The organism is Flavobacterium sp. JP2137 (assembly GCF_050562195.1).
Taxonomy (GTDB): domain Bacteria; phylum Bacteroidota; class Bacteroidia; order Flavobacteriales; family Flavobacteriaceae; genus Flavobacterium.
The window spans coordinates 2,587,991-2,608,002 of the sequence record NZ_CP191647.1 but is presented as its reverse complement, the minus strand read 5'-3'; the positions used below and the strand labels follow the sequence as shown (position 1 = coordinate 2,608,002).

The following is a 20,012-nucleotide window of genomic DNA, read 5'->3' as shown; positions in this document are numbered from 1 at the left end:
TTAAAATTAACATGAATTCACCTACGATCCCAGCTGCCGCCACGGCCGTTCGTTGTCGCCATACCGTCCTTACTCCTGTTGCGGACGCCCTATTGGCGATCCCTTCTTTAAACGCGAAAAAAACGCGTCTTTCATCCCTGTTTCATCCCTGTTTCATCTCTCTCTCTTTTGCGTTCTAGTCCAATTGCCAGCGCAGTTTTACCGAAAAAGTGCGCCCTGGACCTTGATTAAGAAAGTTGTCGTATATGGCATTATCTGTCAAATTGTAACTCTCCACGGCTATACTGGCCTTGGGTTTGGCCCACTCATAAATCAATCCAAGGGTGTGCACTGCTTGACCGATCCGTCCCGAAAACGGAACCCACATCTCCACGGTATCCACCTCCTTATCGAGTTTCTCAAACATGCCGGTTTCGGTGACTATAAATGGAAATGCTCCATAACGGTGCGTATAGGACCAATACCAATACAGCTCGAATTTACTGCCTTTCTGAAACCAATCGAATTGAAACAATCGCGCTTGGAGATTGGCCAATATGGGCGATTTATCCCAAGCCCTAACCCGTTCGTCTAAGTGATTGTCATAAAAAAATCGATCCATATAGGTCGCATTACCGCCAAAGCTAAAAAAGCGAAAGGGCTGGTAATAAAAATCGAGTTCGATTCCCTTGACCTCTACACCGGTGGGAGCATTGGTGTGGTAACTAAAGGGAATATCCGGAATGAGTACTATTAAGTCCGAGGTTTTTCTATAAAAGAGGTTGCCGCCCACCATCCAAAAGCCCCGACCGCTGTTTGCGGAGTTGTATTGCAGTTGCAAATTGGCATTTCTACTGCGCTCGGGCTGCAATCCAAAGCTGCTTTTAACGCCTTTAGAATCGCCAAACACCTCAAAATCATCGGGCAATCGGGTAGCAAACTCATAAGAGGCTTTGAACAACCAGCGGTCGGTGGGATGATAGCTGATAGCTTCCATCCATCCCCAATGCGTGGTTTGATCGGTTTCCTTCCGCGAACTGCCCAGTCCGCTGAAGGTGGAATAGCCCTTGGCCTTGCGGTCGTAATATTTTCCCGCCAAGAGGTTTTCGAGTTTTCCGTCGAAAAACTTGCTGCTGATTCCCAAAGCGGCGATTTGCTTTTGATGTATGGATCGGTATTCAAAGCGATCAATTTTTTTGCCCAAATCGCCCAGTTGATTTGAAAAAACCATGCCTCCCAAGGTATCCGTACCGATGCGATTGCTGTCGGAAAAGATGTAATTGAGCTGTACTTGATGATTGGGCAAAACATCGTAGTTCGCATACCCACGCAGCGTATAAAAATTGTAATTCAAATTCATATCGGCACCATCTACAGTGATTTCTCCGACGAGGGGCGATTTATTTCCCACTATAACGCCTAAGCGGTCTACGGAATAGCTGGAGGTGTCTTTAAATACGGCATTGGTATAACTGTGCCCGCCGATCAGGTTCAAATTTAGGCGCTCGTCAAAGAGTTTCTTTTTATAGCTCAGCAAAGTGCTGATTGTCTTGTCTTCGGCAAAGGCGAAAACGCTGTAAGTCGTTCCTACCATAGGCGTTAAATCGGGTATGCGGTTCATGCGTCTGTAGTACCAACTGTTGATTAGGGTTAGTCGCAAATCGTCGGCCCAGCTTTTATCTTTAATTCCTATATAGTACTCACCAGTATAGGCATTGACCGCGTTGTTTTTTATGCGGTGTACCTCGGTTCGGTCAAAAATATACCCACCAGCATAATTGTCAAAATCCAGAGCGGTGGTATTGGGTGGCAATGGCCGTCCGATATCGACCTCCCAATTGTTGTCGGAGGCGGTATATCCGATATTCGCTCCGGCATACCAATTTCTCACGGTATCGGGAAGGTAGAAGGACAAGGACATGCGCTGGGTGTTAAACGACGAGGCTTCGAAAGCGGCCTCGATCGCTTTGCGGCGGTATTGCTTGGTGACAAAATTAATACCACCTCCGAGCGCATCGGCACCCAAACTCAGGGGCAATACGCCTTTATAGACTTCGATACGATCAAACATATTGGTCGGTACGTGACTGGGCTCAAAGGAATGCCCGTAAAAACTCATGGGAATGCCGTCTTTAAACAGGACAATTGCCTTGCCCCCCAATCCGCTTAAATTGAATTTCACGGGGTCGCCTATCCCACCATCGGTGCGAATATTCACTCCGGGAATGCGGCGCAATGCCTGAGTCAGATTGCCGCTTTGCCCCAATACGGGTTTGAGATCTAATAACGTTATCGGTAAAGGCGTTTCCATAATTTCACGATTTTCGTTTTTCTTTTCAATAATCACCTCTTGTAAGAGTTGCGCTTGTCGCGCGATACTAAGGCTGTCTTTTTTTTCCTGTGCCCAGGTTCCCGTTGCGGAAAGTCCGAGCACGAGACAGCCTATCACTATTTTTATTGCTGCTACTTCTATTTTATACTTCAAAACCAGTTTGTTTAAAATCCTGTCCGTTTGCCGTAGCAAATCGGATATTGCTATTTTGTTCGTCTGATGCCGCGGTTCCATTCATTTTGATTTAACTTAATCCACATCGATGGGGATGTCTAAATTCGAACTGCCATCTTCCTGTATTACATATCTAAAGGTCAGGATATAGCGCTCTTGATCGGCAGTTGGAGCAACTGGATTTCCCTTGTACATACCGAGCATTTGTATTTTGGCATATTTTGTGCCCTTGCCGAGTTTAACCACGATGGTCCGCTCCGGTACCACCTCAAAGGGAGGTCCGATGTACATCTCGGGTATATCTCCATTTTCGTCGGGTCGGGTTCGGCACCATCCGATACGCGACAAGTGTACTATGGGAAAATCAAACTCCGAGGTCACGTTATAACACTTTTCCAAGTCAAAGTCGTTATCACTTAACTGCTTAACCTCTTGGACATCTCGGGTAATCAGTCCGATTTTTCCCTTACCTCCAGGTTGACACAAGGGGTCGTTGCCAAAAATGGGCATGGTCATATCGTCAAAGGAAAAAGCCACATCCCAGTTTTCGCTATTTTGCACATCGGCAAAGGCCACTTGCGCTTTGTTTTCCAGACTGAAATACACCCAATTTTCGGGATCAATCGCTTCATCTTCCGACAATACCGGTACGGATAATTCTTCAACTTTTTTCCACTTTATATCCGGGATGTAGTAAAACGCTACAAAGTACTTTTCGAAAACGCGGGCACCGGTGGATGAACGCACTTCTTTAATCAACAATTGGTTGTCGCGAGGCGCGCGAAATTCCTTCTTAAAACTCAGGGTAACCACACGGCCATCGACCGCTGCCTTAATCGGATAGGCATCCACCTTATCGACCTCGGCATTTAATTCGTAATGCGACAGCGTACTACCACTGGCAACCTCTATATCTTTGTTAAAGAACAAGCGCACGCTGTGTATGTCCACTACCTCCGTCTTTACTACCTCAGGAGGTAGTTCGGGTAGGTCGTCATCCTTTTTACAACAACACAACAACACGCTGATAAGCAGTACCGCAAAGAGTCCTCTTTTATTCATATCAAATACATTAAATGTTATAAACTTATTTTTATTTAGATTTATTCTAAATATTTCTCAAATATATATGAGATAAAGTCGATCCTATTTATGAATTTGGAAGTGGAATTTAGGAATATGGAACTTTGCTAATAGATGATCTTGCCGCGGCTTAAAAATGAGTTCGCGCGATCGGAATTACCGATAAAATGTTTACTTTAGGACGACTTAAAAACATCAACAAGCCACCGAAAATCGGTATAAATGATTCCCTAAAGCCTGTTATAGTCCTACGAGTGCGGGAAGTTGTGCCTGAGTATTTCGGTATTAACCCAGTAGACTACCATGAAATTTAGACTGACCACCGCCGATTTCCTAGAGGAAATCAACTACAACCAGCAACGGGCCAAAGTGATTACCACCGACGCGGTTTTGGAAACGCAAACGGGATTTACCCACGACTTTGGCGCTGTGCACTTTCGGGAAATTCAGCTCGACAGCGCCAATATACTGATCAGTGAATACGACCTCAAAAAACCGTTGATGCTCTACAACCGCTTAGAGGAGGGATTGATTGAAATGCACTTTAACCTCGAGCACACCATAGGACTAGGAGAAAGCCATCACTTAAAAAAAGGGATACTCGGCATGAGTCACAATCTGTTTGGATTGCAAGGCATAGCCGGATTTGTCGATTTTAGCCGCGGTCGGTATTTTAAAACCTTCGACATTCACCTCGCGGTCGACTATGTAAAAAAGTGGTTTGGTCAAAACGCGCAACTCGACCGATTTATCAATGATTTTGATCGGCAGCGACCGGCTATGTTGTATCCGGAATCGCCTTATATCACGCCCTTGATGCAGGATGTAATCCATCAAATACTGCAATGTCCCTTTGCGGGTTTTACCCGTAAAATATATTTGGAAAGCAAGGTGCAGGAGCTGTTCGCCTTACAAGTGGCTCAAACCCGGGATCTGTATCGCACGGCAAGCGCCGGTTTCAAAGCTTTAAACCCTCGCGACATTGCCCTTTTGCAGCAGGCCAAAAACTACATTGAGAATCACCTCTCCCAGCCCAAGAGCATCGAGGAATTAGCCCATATCTGCGGAACCAACCAACAGAAGTTAAAAAACGGTTTTAGACAGCTCTTCGGCACCACCGTTTTCGGGTACTTGCAAAAATGTCGGATGCAAGCCGCGCGCGACTTGTTACAGCAAGGCGTTCCGGTTGGCGAGGTATCCTATAGCATGGGCTATGCCAATCACTCGAGTTTTAGCCATGCGTTTAAAGCGTATTTCGGCTTTTCTCCCATTAAGATTCAAAGCGATTTGAGGCCGTAAAAAAAAAATAAAAAAAATTTTGCATCGTAAATAGGATTCTATTACCTTGTTTTTCAGTTTGTCAAAGACAACATAAAAAATGCTTTTATATAGACTTTATTAACTAAAAACCACAAAAAAATGAAGAAAAACACGGACTTAGGCCTTTTTTTAATCCGAATTATCATAGCGTTGACCATGCTATTACACGGTATTAACAAAATAGTACACGGCCTGGATTTTATTAAAGGAGTACTGACAAAACACGGATTACCCACCTTTTTGAGTTATGGCGTTTACATCGGTGAAATCGCAATTCCACTGCTGATCATCATCGGATTTCGAACCCGTTTGGCGAGTTTGTGCTTCGCGCTCTATTGTTTGGTCGTGATTTTATTGTCTCACATCAAAGAAGTTTTAAGCCTCAACGAAAACGGCGGTTTGGCCATCGAACTCGTCGCTATTTATTTGTTGGTTGGTTTGGGATTGTATTATACCGGTGGGGGAAAACTAGCGGTATCGACCAAGAGCAATTGGGATTGATTCGCTATGCGTTGTAAAAGGGCGGTTTTGAAAACCGCCCTTACTGATGGGGTGTAGTTGATTTATAATTTAAACCGCCGATTTTAGGCGTACGACAAATTCGCTACCCACTCCATATTCGCTATATACGGCTATGGAGCCCCCCTGGGCTTCGATAAATTCTTTGCTGATTGCCAAACCCAATCCCGTTCCCGCCCTATGGGTACCGGGTACGCGGAAATAACGATCAAAAACCTTGGGTAGGTACTCGGGCGGAATGCCGATACCCCAATCCTTGACACTAAAAACAACCGCTTCGCCTTCTTGGTAGACCCTTATGTCTATTTGCGCTTGTTCGTGAGAGTAATTGATGGCATTGGTGATGAGGTTCGTCAATACCCAAGCGGTTTTCTCGGCATCGGCTTCGACCGATGAAAGGTTTAATTCTACCGAGGTGGCCAAGGTGATTTCCTTTAAATCTGCTTGGGTTTGATTGGCAGACACCGCGTCAATCAGTATGTCGTTTACATCGCTATTCACAATGTTTAATTGGATGTTTCCACTTTCTACCTGAGTCATGTTTAGCAGCTCTGCAGTGATGCGCAACAAGCGGTTGGCATCGTCGTTAATACTGCCCAAGAGCTGTTGTTGCTCCGCATTCAAAGCGCCAATACGCTCGTTTTCCAAGAGCTGTAAACTCATTTTCATCGAGGCTATAGGGGTTTTAAATTCGTGGGATACCGTGGCGATAAAACGGGTTTTGGCCAAGTCCAGTTCCTTGTATTCCGTGATGTTTCTCAGAATTAAAACGTGTCCTACCAACTCTTTATCCCACTCTCCTGTAGGGATTACTTCAATGTGAATCGCCTCTTGTGTATAATAGCCCTCCTTGCCGTTGGCAACGATTTTTAGCGTTTCATCCGACTCGATCTGAGGCTTGTCTAAGTGGAGCAAGAGTTTGCGGATCAGGTCGTTTTCCAAAGCGAGATACTTGCCGCTGAATCCGACGAGCTGCGCCTCTGTCAGTCCGGTAACCTTACAGGCTTCCTCATTGGCAAAGATCACGGTCCAATGCTCGTCCAAGCCGATGACGGGATCCTGCATATTGTTGATCAGGGCCTCGATTCGCGTTTTCTGCCGCATGAGTTGGGCGAGATTACTGCTGTTGTATTCCTCGAGTTTCTGCGCCATCGTATTAAAGGACTTGGCCAAATCGCCAAATTCATTATTGTCTTCAAAATGCACGCGTTCATCGTATTTATTGGCGGCGATTTTGCGGATACTTTGGGTCAATTCACCTATGGGATTGGCGATGTTTGCCGGTAAATTGACCAGCAGCGTAAAGGCGATGATAAAACAGGCCGTGCCTGTTACGGCTATCCACACGGTGGCCCGATTGGCCGTATCCTGCGCGTATTGGCTTTTTTGTTCTATCGCCTGCATATTCATCGTCATCAATTCCAATAAGGCCGTCCGAATGTCTCGGAGATCTTGATCGGCTGGGTTTGCGTTTTTATAACGCTCAAAATGCGCGCGCAATAATCGGTTTATCCGCTGTTCTCCGGCTTCGGTAGCATTGCGCTCCTGCAGGCTTAATTCCTCTTCAAAATAGCGCCAATTCACCGGTTGCTGGCCCTCGGTTTCCTGCATCATCTGGGTGGCGTAAATCACGGAATTGTAATTGTCCAACAGTATGTTTTCGGTATCCTTTTTGAGAAAATGGATGTAAATAGCGCCGACTAAGCCCAATAAGACAATCAACACAAAGAGCAGTCCCACGCCTAAAGTTAACTTGGTTTTGATTTTCATATCCCTTTAATATAGTTAATTTCAACGGACACATTTGCCGCTTTCCCCATTTATAAAGCGGTAGCAGCAGTGTGATACCTATGACATAATGATGACATCTACAGCAGATGAAGATAGCTTTTTTAACAACTGATTGAACACATTGGTCGCCAAAATAATCTGAAACAAATGCAAGCGCGGCTTGCCTATGCAAATACTGGTAATTTTGCGCTCCTCGACTTGTTGTAAAATCGCTTGAGCGACGCTGTGGTGCTCCACCTTGATGATTTCTGCACCCAATTCCGTAGCCAATTTTAAATTATTGATCAAATGCCGCTGTTTGGCCAAGGAAATCCGGTTGGGATTCTCCCGTGGCGTTTGCACGTATAACACATACCAACGGGAGTGAAAGTAATTGGCTAGGCGCGCCGATTTTCGAATGACCGCTTTGGCGGTTTTGTCGTTGCTGCTGATGCAGGCCAAAAAACGCGTGGGTTTGGCGTGGATGGAAGAACTGATTTCGGTTTCTACCTTTTTTTCTACATGAGAGGCCACTTCTTTTAAGGCCAACTCCCGCAGCTGCAGAATGTTCGAGGTGGTAAAGAAGTTTTTTAGGGCCGCAGCAATTTTGTCGCTTTTGTAAATTTTACCGGCTTGCAATCGCTCCCTCAAATCGGACACCGTCAAATCGATCTGCACCACTTCATCGGCTTGTGCCAAAACCTGATCGGGTATGCGCTCTTGAATATCGATGCCGGTAATGTCTTTGACCTCGGCGTTCAGGCTTTCAATATGCTGGATATTCACCGCAGAAATCACATTGATTCCCGCGTCTAAAATATCCATAACATCTTGCCAACGCTTGTCGTTTTTACTTCCGGGTATGTTGGAGTGCGCCAGCTCGTCCACGATAACCACCTCGGGATGCAGGCGTAGAACGGCTTCTAAATCCATGTCTTCGATCTGCTTGCCCTTGTAGAAAAACTGCTTTCTCGGAATTAGTACCAAACCCGCTACCAAAGCCGCAGTTTCTTCGCGCTGATGGGTTTCGATATATCCGATTTTAACCTGAACCCCGCTTTGCATCAAGCTGTGGGCTTCCTGCAGCATGCGATAGGTCTTCCCCACCCCAGCACTCATGCCGATATAAACCTTAAACTTACCTCGTTTGGAACGCTGAATCAGTTTTAAAAACTCCTCTGCCGACTGCCGTTGTTCTTGCCTCATCACTTTTAAAATTTAATGGAAAGACTACTTCCTATAAACGCCTCACTGTGCACCGCTTGCGCGTTTCGCACAAAATTGGCGCGCTTGTCGTTGAAATTCCTAAACTCGATACGCCACAGCACGGCCTCGGAAAAGCGGTAGTCCAAATTGGTCGAGTACCCCCAAGTCTGGAAGCCGCCTTCGGCATCGCCAGAAATGATCAGCTGCTTTTTATCCGAGTAATATTCGCCTCGTAAACCGAGGCTCCACTGCGCGTTGAACTGATATTTACCGATTAAACTCGGACTGTACCAAAGGTCGTAAGAAGAACTGCCTTTGTGCACTTGCTGCGCTCCTATGTCAAAGCCCGCAATCAATCGCACTTTAGGACTGATTTTTAACTCGGTATACCAATCGTGGAAATAGCGCATTTGCCGCAAACTATCGGGGGCATCACTTCCAATATAGGAGCTGCTGTTGATCAATACCCCATCCGAAGGTTGGTAAGTGAGCTGATGTCCGAAAGCCAGGGTTTGATTGCCAGCAATGCGCTGCATTCGCTGCCAACCGTTTAAGACCAAACCGCTTAAAAACCACTTTTGGTTGGGCGATTTATACGAGAGCTTAATTCCGGTTGAAAAATAGGGCGAATTCTCGGCCGCGATACTGCGGGTCATGGTCCACACATCGGCACCAATCGCACTTTCAAAACCGATATGGGAACTAAAAACACCTGCATCTAGCCACAAATCTCGGGATTGTGACAGTTTTAGTCCCACGTTGGCTTCGTATATGTGCTGTAGCCCATCGGGTTCGGCAATCAAATTGGATTGGACGTAGGTTCCCACCATTAGGGCTAATTTTCCGCGTACGCGATCCTGGTCGTAAGTGGCTCGAATCATTCCGAAATTTAGACTCACCTCATTGTGTCGATTAAACGAATAGAGGAATTTTGGCAATTCGTGATTCTCGGGCTGATTAAAGCTGTAATTATAATACACTTCTACATAGCCGTCTAGGGACCATGCCGGTTTGGGCAAGCTGTCGGACTGCGACCAAGTCGCTGCGGTTCCGCAGAGGAAAAGCAGCGAAAAAAAACACTTTTTCACCGGGTTATTGAAGTTGGTCTAAAGCGATATTCAAACGCAGCACATTGACTTTTTCCGGTCCAAAGAGGCCGAGTAAAGGCCGCTCCACCTGCTCGTGAATCACCGCCAAAACCGCTTGTTCCGTAAGCTTTCTATGCCGCGCTATACGCGCTACTTGCACTACGGCTGCCCGTACGGAAAAGTCAGGATCCAGACCACTGCCGCTGGCCGTAACCAAATCGACGGGTATATCCGCCCTCTTAACTTGGGGATTTGCACGCGTGAATGCCGTTATACGCGCTTCGACCGCCGCCAAGTATTCCGGATTTGTCGCGCCTTTGTTACTCCCGCCCGAAGCGGCTGTATTGTAGTCCACCGCTGAGGGTCGCGACCAAAAATAGCCCTCACTCTCGAATTTCTGAGCCAAATTGACGTAATACGCCTTGCCCTGGTGTCGAACCACCTCCCCTTTGCCCTCGTTGGGTGCAAACTGTGCCAACGCCCAGATCAATAAGGGGTAAATCACGGCCAATAAAACAAAGCAGCCCAAGGTGAGCAAAAAGGAGGAAATAATATTTTTTTTCATAGTTATCGCATTTGAACAATTAAAAGCATTTGGGAGCCGATTGCGCCCTAAAGCTGCGGTATTCCATTTACTATTAATTAAAATTATAAGTACTTGTTTTTAAATTTTATACACATCATTATACGAACCATCCGTTCACATAAAACACGAGTGAATTACATGAATAGGGACACGAGCATATCGATTAACTTAATACCTATAAAAGGCACTATAAGTCCGCCGAGTCCGTAAATCATCAGGTTTCTGCGCAGCAAGGCACTGGCTCCAATCGGCTTGTAGGCCACGCCTTTTAAGGCCAGAGGAATCAGTATCGGAATGATGATCGCATTAAAAATCACCGCAGCCAATATGGCGCTTTCCGGGCTGTGCAGCTGCATGATGTTCAATCCTCCCAAGGCGGGTATGGCGGTAATGAACAAGGCGGGAATCAAAGCGAAATACTTGGCCACGTCATTGGCGATGCTAAAGGTCGTTAGGGTTCCGCGGGTCATGAGCAATTGCTTGCCGATTTCGACGATTTCGATCAGTTTGGTGGGATCGTTGTCCAAATCGACCATGTTTCCCGCTTCTTTGGCCGCCTGGGTACCGCTGTTCATCGCCACACCGACATCGGCCTGTGCCAAAGCGGGTGCATCGTTGGTACCGTCGCCCATCATCGCGACTAAACGCCCTTCGCTTTGCTCCTTTTTGATGTAGTTCATCTTGTCCTCGGGCTTGGCTTCGGCTATATAGTCGTCCACCCCTGCTTTTTCGGCTATAAATCGCGCCGTTAAGGGATTGTCTCCGGTAACCATAACCGTTTTGATACCCATCATTCTCAAACGCGCGAAACGCTCTTGAATACCGGTTTTAACGATGTCTTGCAATTCGACTACACCGATGATATGTTCGTTTTCAGACACTACCAAAGGCGTTCCCCCGTTATTGGCCACCTGTTCGACGATTTGTTGAATTTCGAGGGGATAACTATTCCCCTTGGCCTCGCACAGCTGGCGGATGGCATCCGCCGCTCCTTTTCGGATTCGCGTTTCGCCAAAATCAATACCGGAACTTCTGGTTTCTGCTGTAAATGGAATAAAAACAGGCTGGGTTATTGCAAAACCCTTGGAATCTAATGCGGCCAATTCGATTATGGACTTTCCCTCTGGCGTTTCGTCGCTCATCGAACTCAGTACCACACATTTTTTAAAATGCGCCTCTGCAACATCTGGGGCGGTATAAAACTGAGTGGCCTTTCGATTTCCTATGGTAATCGTTCCGGTTTTATCCAAGAGCAATACGTCTATATCGCCAGCGACTTCAACCGCCCGTCCACTTTTGGTGATGACATTGGCACGCAAAGCCCGATCCATACCCGCTATACCTATGGCCGATAACAAACCGCCAATGGTGGTGGGTATCAAACAGACAAACAGCGAAATAAAAGCCGCAATGGTAATGGGTACACCGGCGTAATCCGCAAAGGGTTTTAGGGTTACGGTTACGATGATAAAAATCATCGTAAATCCCGCCAGCAGTATCGTTAGCGCAATTTCATTGGGCGTTTTTTGTCTGCTCGCCCCTTCGACCAAAGCGATCATCTTATCCAAAAAACTGTCGCCCGGCTGTGTGGTTACCACCACCGTAATGTGGTCGGACAGCACTTTGGTCCCCCCGGTTACCGAACTCTTATCCCCTCCGGCTTCGCGAATTACCGGTGCACTTTCTCCGGTAATGGCGCTTTCATCTATGGTGGCCAATCCCGCTATAATCTCGCCGTCGGCCGGAATAATATCGCCTGATTTACAAATAAATACACTGCCCTTTACCAAACTGGCCGAGGACACGACCCTGCCATCTTCTAAGGTAGCCGGTGTTTCCTCGCGGGTTTTTCTCAAGCTGTCTGCCTGTGCTTTTCCACGGGCTTCGGCTATGGCTTCGGCAAAATTGGCAAACAAGAGCGTAAACAACAACAAGATGAAAATCACCGCGTTATATCCCAGACTCCCCTGGTTTTTTTCTCCGGCCAAAATCCACAGACAAACGCAGAACAAGACCGCGGCGCCCAATTCCACCGTAAACATCACGGGATTGCGGAAGAGCGTTCGAGGATCTAATTTGACAAAGGATTGCTTTACGGCATCTTTGAGTACTCTTTTATCAAAAAGAGAAGTAGTAGTTGTATCCATAAGATATTTATTGATATAGGGTAAAATATTCGGCTATAGGTCCGAGCGTTAGCGCAGGAAAAAAGGCTAAAGCAGCAATGATTAAGATGATGGTCAACACCAGGATTCCAAAAGTAGTAGTATCGGTTTTTAGAGTACCAGCACCCTCTGGCACATAGGCCTTTTGTGCCAACAATCCCGCTATGGCAACCGGACCGATAATCGGTATAAAGCGCGCGAGTAGCAAAACCACCCCCGTACTGATGTTCCAAAAAGGGGTGTTATCTCCTAAACCCTCGAAACCGCTGCCGTTATTGGCCGAAGCCGATGTAAATTCATAAAGCATTTCGGAAAATCCGTGAAATGAGGGATTGTTTAGCGTTGGCTGCGTCCACTCGGGTACGGAAACCGCCAAAGCCGTGCCGACCAAAATCAAAAAGGGATGAACCAAGGCGATAATCAAGGCGATTTTAATCTCACGGGCTTCTATTTTCTTTCCAAAAATCTCCGGGGTGCGGCCCACCATCAATCCACTGATAAACACCGCTAAGATGACAAAGACGAAGAAGTTTAAAATTCCCACGCCCACACCGCCATAAAAGCTGTTGATCATCATACCCAGCAGTTCGTTCATACCGCTAAGTGGCATGGAGCTGTCGTGCATGGAATTGACCGATCCCGTGGATATCACGGTGGTTGCGATATTCCAAAAGCCCGTGGCCGCTGCGCCTATACGGCTTTCCTTGCCTTCCATAGCTCCGGCATCCATATTGATTCCCATATTTGCTATAGCGGGATTTCCCGCGGTTTCCATCGCTAAAGTCGGGAGGAGCAAACAGAGAAAGCCCACCGTCATTACACCGAACATCATCAGTGAAAAACGCCTTCTTTTTATATAGTATCCAAAGGCAAATACCATGGCAAACGGAATGAGCAACTGCGCAATCATCTCCACCATATTGGTGGTATAATTCGGATTTTCAAAGGGATGTGCCGAATTGGTTCCAAAAAAGCCACCGCCATTCGTACCCAGGTGTTTGATTGCGATAAATGCCGCTGCTGGTCCTCTAGACACTTCGACATACTGCCCTTCTAGCGTGCTGCTGTGGTCCTTTCCTTCAAAGGTCATCGGCGTACCGTTAAAAACCAAAATCAGCGCGATAACCACACTAATCGGCAGCAGTATACGCGTACAAGACTTGACAAAAAAGACGTAAAAATTCCCCAAGTGCTCGGCGCTTTTGTGCTTAAAGGCTTCAAAGAGTACCACCGCTGCCGCCATACCACTAGCCGCACTGACGAATTGTAAAAACATCAAGGCCATTTGCGACAAATAGCTGACACCGGTTTCGCCGGCATAGTGTTGTAAGTTGCAATTGACCATAAAGGATATGGCGGTATTAAAAGCCAAGTCCGGCGACATATTCGGGTTGTTGTCCGGATTTAACGGGAGGTGGTGTTGGGTGATCAGCAACAAAAAGATCAACACAAACCAAACGGCGTTAATCGTCAGTAAGGCGCGCAAATGCTGCTTCCAATTCATCGGACTGCTCGCGTCGATTCCGCTGATCTGGTACAGGCGCTTTTCCAAGGGAGTACACAGCCCATCCAACAGGCTTCGCTCACCGGCATAAACCCGAGCGATATACTTACCCAAGGGAATCGCCGCCGCGACGGCCACTATAAACATCGCGATAACTCCAAATATTTCTGTATTCATTTGTGTTCTATTAAAGGTTTATACCCGTTATATGTTCGTTCTATATTTCAATGCTTTGCGATTTTAAAAATGTTTGTGCTTCGGCGCTAAAAGCGCTCGGGATACCGCAAAACATAACACATATATCCAAAGACGGCCACGGCCAGTAGTAGTAAAAAAATCATCTTATCCTCTTTTAAAATTAAACGGCATCAAAAAAATCAATGGCTTTGTAGCAACCTGCAAGTCCCACTAATCCCACTAAGATCAAGAGCAGGGCTAGCATGGGTTTTGAAAATTGGCGGTGGAGAAATCCGAGGCTTTAGTCGGCGCACGCGGCACTGCGTTTGTAGCAGCGGTTTTGTAGACCGAGGTCCAGTGAGCCATCAGCGCCGTGCTCCAGGCAAGATTGGGCCGATTGTGCGGTGTGATTGGTGGTGTTTGTAATGTCATGATATATTCGTTTTATAGCTGCCATAAGCCAAAACGCATACCAATGGCGGGGAGCCATACACAACGCCCTGACAATTGACGACTTACGAGAAATAGCGGTTTTACCAAAACAAAAAACCCTTTCAAAATGAAAGGGTCTATACTAGCAAAACGATAGGGTTTGTTAACCCAATCGATATTCTTCTATTTTTCGGTATAAGGTGGTCAAGGCGATACCGAGCAATTCTGCGGTTTTGGTCTTGTTGCCGTTGGTGTGCTTCAACACGAGCTGAATGTGTTTACGTTCGGCCTGTGCCAATTCAAACGTCTGCAAACCCGCTGTGGAATGCAGGGCGTTTTTTTGAAATTCTGCCGGAAGGTCTACCAATTCCAACACACTGCCGTTGCTCATGATCAAGGCGCGTTCTAAGGCGTTTTTCAACTCGCGGATATTACCGGGCCACACATGAGACTTTAGGGCTTCTAGGGCTTCTTTTGACGGTTTTACCGCTGGTTTACCCGACAGAGGCGCCAGAACTTGGAGAAAGTGGTCGACCAAGTCGGGAATGTCGGTTTTGCGATGCCGCAAGGCGGGCAATTCTATCGGAAATACAGACAGTCGATAAAACAAATCTTCTCTAAAACTGCCCTGCTCGATTTCTTTAGACAAATCGCGATTGGTGGCGGCGATAATTCGAATATCGACCGCAGTAGGTTTGGAGTCCCCTATCTTTAAAAAGCTGCCGGTTTCCAGTACCCGCAACAATTTGGCTTGTAAATCCAAAGGCAACTCGCCGATTTCATCGAGGAATATAGTGCCGAGATGAGCCTCTTCAAACAGGCCTTTCTGATCTTTAATCGCATTGGTAAACGACCCTGCTTTATGACCAAACAGTTCGCTCTCCAATAAATCCTTGGAAAATGCCGCACAGTTAATCGCGACAAAGGCTTGTTTTTTACGGCTGCTCTCCTGATGGATCGACTGCGCAAAAACCTCTTTACCCGTACCGGTTTCTCCCGTGAGCAATACCGTGGTTTGAGTAGCGGCAACCCGCTTGGCCAATTCCATAGCCTGGCGTATGGCCGCCGATTTGCCTACCGCCTTTTCAAAGGAATACTTCTGATCCAATTGACGCTCGAGTTTTTCCAAGCGCTGATTGAGTTTAGCCTTTTCCAAAGCGCGATACATCAGCGGAATAATCTTGTTGTTGTCTTCGCCTTTGGTTATATAATCGTAAGCGCCGTTTTTAATAGCCTGAACCCCATCGGGTATGTTGCCATAAGCCGTCATTAAAATCAATTCGACCAGGGGAAAGCGCTCTTTGACCTTTTGTACAAAATCCACCCCACTGCCATCGGGCAGCTTGACATCGCATAAAACCACATCAAAAGCCTGTTGTTCCAGCTTTTTAAAGCCCGTCCGCAAATCGGAGGCCTGCACGACCTCGAAGCCTTCTAACTCGATGATGCGAGCGAGTAAGGCGCGGAGTTTTACCTCGTCGTCAATAATTAAAATGGGATTCATCAGCGTGTTTTTATTTAAGTATACCGCTGCAATAGCCGTGCCGCAAAGCGTTTTTACAGGGCTAGTAGCAGGGGGTCTGTGGAGTCCTAAAGGTTTATTTCTTCCACTTAATCGCTACGTACTCCCTTTGGTATTCCACTTGTTTAGCCGTGTCTTCGTCGTAATCGGCAGAAATCACCACCAAGTACAAAGGCGTTTTTGCCTTGGATACGGAAACGAGTTTATCTTTAAAAACATAATTGAAGTTGTCGATAGTACGGGTACATACCCAAACGTCATTTTTCTGTACGCAGTCGTCAAAACGATGTTCTTCGGTATTGTCGAAAAACCAATAGCTCGGCGCGCTATCTTCGACGATTACGCTCTCCGAAGGATTGAACAACTCTTCGGCCATACCGGTTTCCATACCTGAAATTTCCGATACCGGAACCCCGGCAGCGGCATCTTTATAGGTGCTGTCTTTAAAAGACGCATGTACCAACACCCCCATTGGGTCGTCGAAAATAAATTGCAGCTGAAAGGTCGTGGGTTGCAATTCGACCACGTGATTTTTGACGGCGACTTCTCTTCCGTTTTGGAAGATCTTGAATTTGAATTTGTTCTCTCCTATCTTAGGAGCTGCATTCACCGTTAGGGACGAAATAAACAATCCGAAAAGAATTAAAAATGCCCCGAAAAGATACCCTTTGTTTTTCATCTCTTTTTTATTCAAAAGTAAATCAAAAAACGATGCGATTTCAAAATAAAATTGGCATAATTAGGGTTTTATACGGCGCTCTCGACCTTTTTGTCTGCTAATATCTCCTTTCATTAGTCCGTTTTGGGTTTTCAGCCCTATACACCTCAAAGCGAGGTCTTTTGCAAGTATCCCCTAAAGCAGCGACATCGATATCCCGTTTTTTCGGAAAGACTCCACCGCGGATTACTTAATTTTAACCGATTTTAAATGGATATTATACACCGTATACGGATATAAGCGCGACGACATCCATCGCGTTATCGGCGCCAAAATCATCAGGGGAATCCACAGGGAATAATCGCCAAAGAGTCCACAGACCAAAAATACCGCCGTAAATGGCGCGTGTAAACTCGCACTGAGTACCAAAGCAATTCCCAAAACCATAAAATTTGTTGGAATTAAAGCCGCCCCCGCATAGGTATTGGCTAAATTTGCTACCAATAGCCCCAGAAAAGCCCCTGCAAATATACTGGGCGCAAACACTCCGCCATCTCCGCCCCCTCTTAGGGTAATCGCCGCCAAAAGCGGTTTTAGGAAGATGAGCAAAACCACGTTGATCAAAACCCAAGCAGTCATCGGACTCGGCGCCGCCAACTGGTCTTTGATCGCGTGGTAACCATCGCCGTATAACTCGGGGAAAAACCATAGAAATACCGTGAGCAAGGCCGCACAAATCAATACGTTGCCATAGGGTTTGTGTCCCATGGGGAAAAAGTTTTTAACGAGCAGTACCGATCGGGTTAAATAAACCCCATAAAGCGCGGCTATACCGGCGAGCAACAAGAAATACGGTAAGGCCTCGTACTTCCACGCTTGTAAATGGGTAGCGAATAAGGGCGGTTCGTCTACCACCCACAACAGCCCCCAAGCGACAGCGACCGCTACCAAATGTGTGGCTGTGATGATTTTTGAACGGCGTTTTAAGATATTCTCATACGAAAAAAACAGACCGGCCAAAGGACTGTGAAACAATACGGTGATTCCCGCTGCAATTGCCGCACCCATCCACTCGTTTTGATACTTTTTTAAAAAGTGCTCCTTTCGTGCTATCAGTCCGCCTATGGCCGCGGTGCTAACCACGGTAGAGACCTCGATGCCCGTTGATCCGCCGAAGATAACCGTTATAAACCCGTTGATAAAATGAGAGGGAATCTTGTATAAAGACAATTTCTTTTTCGACAAAGTCGCGTCGAGCACTTCGCGTATCCCCTTGTTTTCCTTGTTTTTAAACAGCTGCTTTCTCAGGAAAAAAATAAGACTCAGACCGAAAACTGGAAAAAACACCAAGAGATACGACCGCTGCTGCGATTGAGCAAAAAACAACTGCTCAAAGTGTTCGGTAAGCTGTTTTAACAACAGTCCGGTAAAACCGGCTAAGAAGCCCACCACGGCAGATGCCAACAAAACGGTGAGCCATTTGGTGGAATAGTATTTGTTTTTTAAGGTCATTGTAAGAATTGGAAATTAGAATTCCGCGGGTTTGGAAAATAAAAAGGCTCGTTGTAAAAGCGGTACCGCGCATGCGCAAACTCTAGCAAGCTCGCTTGCTGCGGCGATCGATCACTACTGCCTTTTTTTGGTGCGGTACTCGAAGATTTTCATATAGAGTATGGTTTGCATTTTCCGCGACTTGTCTTTGAGGGTCTCCGCATTTGGTCCGGAAAAATGGGTGTTGATCGTCTGTAGCCAATAAAACAACCAAGTGCCAAAGTGATGCGGACTAATGCTTTCGTCAAATTGCTGATCGAGCTGCTGATGCGCCAAAACCGGATTGCCGGTATAGGTTTTATCTCCAAAAATATGGGTCGCCCAAAAATCAGTAATCTTTTCTAAGTGCTCGTCCCACTCGGTAATGGTCGCATTAAAAATAGGTCCCAATTCCGCATCCTGCCGCACAGCATCGTAGAAAGTAGTAACGATAAAAGACAATTGGCTGCGCTCTGTTACATCGGGCAAGGCTTGGTTTGTGGCATTCATGCGATTTTATTTTGAACAAAGGTAGTCCTTAATCCCCAATGGTCTTTATGATTACAATCATAAAGCTATCTGTAAATTTTTCGATTGATAATTTGCAGTTTTCCCTCCCGTTCCAATTGCTTCACCGTCCGTATCACGGTTTCAACACGCAATCCCGTCAGGTCGCCCAACTGTTGTCGCGTCATCGGAATCAACACCGGTTCGCTATCCCGCGGCCTGTCCGAATGGTTTTTGATGTAATCCAACAGTGCTAACAGCTTTTTTTCAGGTTCCTTAGACGATATCTCAGGCGCCATTATTGCTTTAAAAAACAAGCGACGAGCCAGACTTCTGTTAACCGCTATAGATACTTCGGGATGCTGATACAGCATAACAAAAAACTGTTCCTTAGAAATTTGCAACAAGGTGGTCGCCGTTAAAGCCACGGCATTCGCCGGATAGGGTTCATCGATAAACAAGGGGGGCTCGCCGAAACTTTGGCCCTCCGAAAAAATGTTCTGTATAAATTCTTTACCGCTTTCGGAATAATTATTCATTTTAACCTGTCCCGACGCTATTTGATAATAAAATTGGGGATAAGTCAGGGCTTCGAATACCATCGCTCCCTTTGGATAGTCCTTGTATTCCGCTCCGGAATTGACCAGTGTTGCAACATCAATCATTTTAAAATTACCGTTTTAATTCGTTGAACCCAAATACCAAAACACTGGCGATAATCGGCTAAAACCCCTGTTTGAACGCTATTTTAAAGCCGTTTAAAAAATTGTATTCGCGCTAGGTACCAATTTGCGGTATGCGATATCGCACAGCTCGCCTACTTCGTGTTTGTAAAGATACTTAATTGCTTGGCTTCCTTCCAACTCCTTTGGAGAAATACCGGAGTTTGCTTCAATTATAAAACCTAGATAAAACCAGTTCCGCCTTCTTAATGCGATGGCCAGAAAGACGAAGACTCCCGCACGAGATTGCAAATTCGACGAAGTCGATGCTTTAGTGTGGTCAAACAAAAAAATACGCTCAAAACGCAATACGTACACCGCTGTATTTAACAATAAAAATAATAGAGTCGCCTTGATAAGGCACTTTTAATCGTTCAAACACAGACGGTAATCGCTACCCATTAAATACTATTCAACTTTATAGGCAGGAGCAAGATGCTGGCGCCAGCGGGGTTTTTAACTTAAAATAAACTCAGCATCACCAATCAGGATTTATGAGCAAAAAATCATCGAAAAATTTAAAACTGGACGGATAAATCGTAAAAAGCCGGGATAAACAATTGTTTTTAGTCGGTAGTAGCGTATCCAAAACGACTGGTTTTCCACTGGATAAAGCGGCGGTTCGTGCGGACTAATTCGGCAGTCGATAAATGCGTACAAACTTAGAACCGCTGCCGCTGCTGTGGCCATTGCCCATAAAAAAAATAAAACTTGTGGGGATGGCATTTTTTTTTCAGA

Annotated in this window: 16 protein-coding genes; 2 read left to right on the top strand and 14 right to left on the bottom strand. The window is 46.1% G+C overall.

The genetic code is table 11. The features are described 5' to 3' along the window. Positions 1 to 175 precede the first annotated feature (175 nt). On the bottom strand, positions 176 to 2,464 hold the full coding sequence (locus tag ACQZ43_RS11500) for a TonB-dependent receptor plug domain-containing protein (RefSeq protein ID WP_430612781.1): 2,289 nt from the start codon (positions 2,462 to 2,464) through the stop codon (positions 176 to 178). A gap of 96 nt (positions 2,465 to 2,560) precedes the next feature. Beyond that, a complete protein-coding gene (locus ACQZ43_RS11495; RefSeq protein ID WP_430612779.1) occupies positions 2,561 to 3,547 on the bottom strand; it encodes an HmuY family protein in 987 nt (328 codons plus the stop codon). A gap of 324 nt (positions 3,548 to 3,871) precedes the next feature. Between ACQZ43_RS11495 and ACQZ43_RS11490 the strand changes: the two genes are divergently transcribed. Then, positions 3,872 to 4,867, top strand: a complete 996-nt coding sequence (locus ACQZ43_RS11490) for a helix-turn-helix domain-containing protein (protein WP_430612777.1) — start codon at positions 3,872 to 3,874, stop codon at positions 4,865 to 4,867. A 120-nt stretch (positions 4,868 to 4,987) separates the two neighbouring features. Further along, positions 4,988 to 5,389 (top strand): DoxX family protein, encoded by a 402-nt coding sequence (locus ACQZ43_RS11485; protein WP_430612775.1) that lies wholly within the window; start codon positions 4,988 to 4,990, stop codon positions 5,387 to 5,389. A 69-nt stretch (positions 5,390 to 5,458) separates the two neighbouring features. Here ACQZ43_RS11485 and ACQZ43_RS11480 read toward each other — a convergent pair whose 3' ends face one another. The 12 genes from ACQZ43_RS11480 to ACQZ43_RS11425 form a co-directional block, all read right to left on the bottom strand. Then, complete coding sequence (locus ACQZ43_RS11480; RefSeq protein ID WP_430612773.1) at positions 5,459 to 7,177, bottom strand: ATP-binding protein; 1,719 nt, start codon at positions 7,175 to 7,177, stop codon at positions 5,459 to 5,461. A 78-nt stretch (positions 7,178 to 7,255) separates the two neighbouring features. Continuing rightward, a complete protein-coding gene (locus ACQZ43_RS11475; protein WP_430612771.1) occupies positions 7,256 to 8,383 on the bottom strand; it encodes a universal stress protein in 1,128 nt (375 codons plus the stop codon). A gap of 5 nt (positions 8,384 to 8,388) precedes the next feature. Then, positions 8,389 to 9,471 carry a porin gene (locus ACQZ43_RS11470; protein ID WP_430612769.1) on the bottom strand — a complete coding sequence of 361 codons (1,083 nt, stop codon included), beginning with the start codon at positions 9,469 to 9,471 and terminating at the stop codon, positions 8,389 to 8,391. A gap of 4 nt (positions 9,472 to 9,475) precedes the next feature. Further along, positions 9,476 to 10,036 (bottom strand): K(+)-transporting ATPase subunit C, encoded by a 561-nt coding sequence (locus ACQZ43_RS11465; protein WP_430612767.1) that lies wholly within the window; start codon positions 10,034 to 10,036, stop codon positions 9,476 to 9,478. Between the two features lie 155 nt (positions 10,037 to 10,191). Continuing rightward, a complete protein-coding gene (gene kdpB / locus ACQZ43_RS11460) occupies positions 10,192 to 12,204 on the bottom strand; it encodes a potassium-transporting ATPase subunit KdpB (protein ID WP_430612765.1) in 2,013 nt (670 codons plus the stop codon). A 7-nt stretch (positions 12,205 to 12,211) separates the two neighbouring features. Further along, a complete protein-coding gene (gene kdpA / locus ACQZ43_RS11455; protein ID WP_430612763.1) occupies positions 12,212 to 13,903 on the bottom strand; it encodes a potassium-transporting ATPase subunit KdpA in 1,692 nt (563 codons plus the stop codon). Between the two features lie 258 nt (positions 13,904 to 14,161). Then, complete coding sequence (locus ACQZ43_RS11450) at positions 14,162 to 14,335, bottom strand: hypothetical protein (RefSeq protein WP_430612761.1); 174 nt, start codon at positions 14,333 to 14,335, stop codon at positions 14,162 to 14,164. Positions 14,336 to 14,498: 163 nt separating this feature from the next. Then, entirely contained in the window at positions 14,499 to 15,839 is a 1,341-nt protein-coding gene (locus ACQZ43_RS11445) for a sigma-54-dependent transcriptional regulator (RefSeq protein ID WP_430612759.1), read from the bottom strand. A 94-nt stretch (positions 15,840 to 15,933) separates the two neighbouring features. Continuing rightward, complete coding sequence (locus tag ACQZ43_RS11440; protein WP_430612757.1) at positions 15,934 to 16,536, bottom strand: hypothetical protein; 603 nt, start codon at positions 16,534 to 16,536, stop codon at positions 15,934 to 15,936. A gap of 225 nt (positions 16,537 to 16,761) precedes the next feature. After that, entirely contained in the window at positions 16,762 to 18,027 is a 1,266-nt protein-coding gene (locus tag ACQZ43_RS11435; RefSeq protein WP_430612755.1) for a chloride channel protein, read from the bottom strand. 114 nt (positions 18,028 to 18,141) lie between these two features. Then, positions 18,142 to 18,555 carry a group III truncated hemoglobin gene (locus tag ACQZ43_RS11430; RefSeq protein ID WP_430612753.1) on the bottom strand — a complete coding sequence of 138 codons (414 nt, stop codon included), beginning with the start codon at positions 18,553 to 18,555 and terminating at the stop codon, positions 18,142 to 18,144. A gap of 65 nt (positions 18,556 to 18,620) precedes the next feature. Beyond that, a complete protein-coding gene (locus ACQZ43_RS11425) occupies positions 18,621 to 19,217 on the bottom strand; it encodes a Crp/Fnr family transcriptional regulator (protein WP_430612751.1) in 597 nt (198 codons plus the stop codon). Positions 19,218 to 20,012: the final 795 nt, after the last annotated feature.

Excerpts from the sequence above, each read along its gene's own strand:
- ACQZ43_RS11450 (WP_430612761.1), bottom strand. The coding sequence starts at position 14,335 with ATGACATTACAAACACCACCAATCACACCGCACAATCGGCCCAATCTT.
- ACQZ43_RS11430 (WP_430612753.1), bottom strand. The coding sequence starts at position 18,555 with ATGAATGCCACAAACCAAGCCTTGCCCGATGTAACAGAGCGCAGCCAA.
- ACQZ43_RS11490 (WP_430612777.1), top strand. The coding sequence starts at position 3,872 with ATGAAATTTAGACTGACCACCGCCGATTTCCTAGAGGAAATCAACTAC.
- ACQZ43_RS11440 (WP_430612757.1), bottom strand. The coding sequence starts at position 16,536 with ATGAAAAACAAAGGGTATCTTTTCGGGGCATTTTTAATTCTTTTCGGA.
- ACQZ43_RS11465 (WP_430612767.1), bottom strand. The coding sequence starts at position 10,036 with ATGAAAAAAAATATTATTTCCTCCTTTTTGCTCACCTTGGGCTGCTTT.
- ACQZ43_RS11480 (WP_430612773.1), bottom strand. The coding sequence starts at position 7,177 with ATGAAAATCAAAACCAAGTTAACTTTAGGCGTGGGACTGCTCTTTGTG.
- ACQZ43_RS11475 (WP_430612771.1), bottom strand. The coding sequence starts at position 8,383 with ATGAGGCAAGAACAACGGCAGTCGGCAGAGGAGTTTTTAAAACTGATT.
- ACQZ43_RS11445 (WP_430612759.1), bottom strand. The coding sequence starts at position 15,839 with ATGAATCCCATTTTAATTATTGACGACGAGGTAAAACTCCGCGCCTTA.
- ACQZ43_RS11435 (WP_430612755.1), bottom strand. The coding sequence starts at position 18,027 with ATGACCTTAAAAAACAAATACTATTCCACCAAATGGCTCACCGTTTTG.
- ACQZ43_RS11495 (WP_430612779.1), bottom strand. The coding sequence starts at position 3,547 with ATGAATAAAAGAGGACTCTTTGCGGTACTGCTTATCAGCGTGTTGTTG.
- kdpB (WP_430612765.1), bottom strand. The coding sequence starts at position 12,204 with ATGGATACAACTACTACTTCTCTTTTTGATAAAAGAGTACTCAAAGAT.
- ACQZ43_RS11485 (WP_430612775.1), top strand. The coding sequence starts at position 4,988 with ATGAAGAAAAACACGGACTTAGGCCTTTTTTTAATCCGAATTATCATA.
- kdpA (WP_430612763.1), bottom strand. The coding sequence starts at position 13,903 with ATGAATACAGAAATATTTGGAGTTATCGCGATGTTTATAGTGGCCGTC.
- ACQZ43_RS11425 (WP_430612751.1), bottom strand. The coding sequence starts at position 19,217 with ATGATTGATGTTGCAACACTGGTCAATTCCGGAGCGGAATACAAGGAC.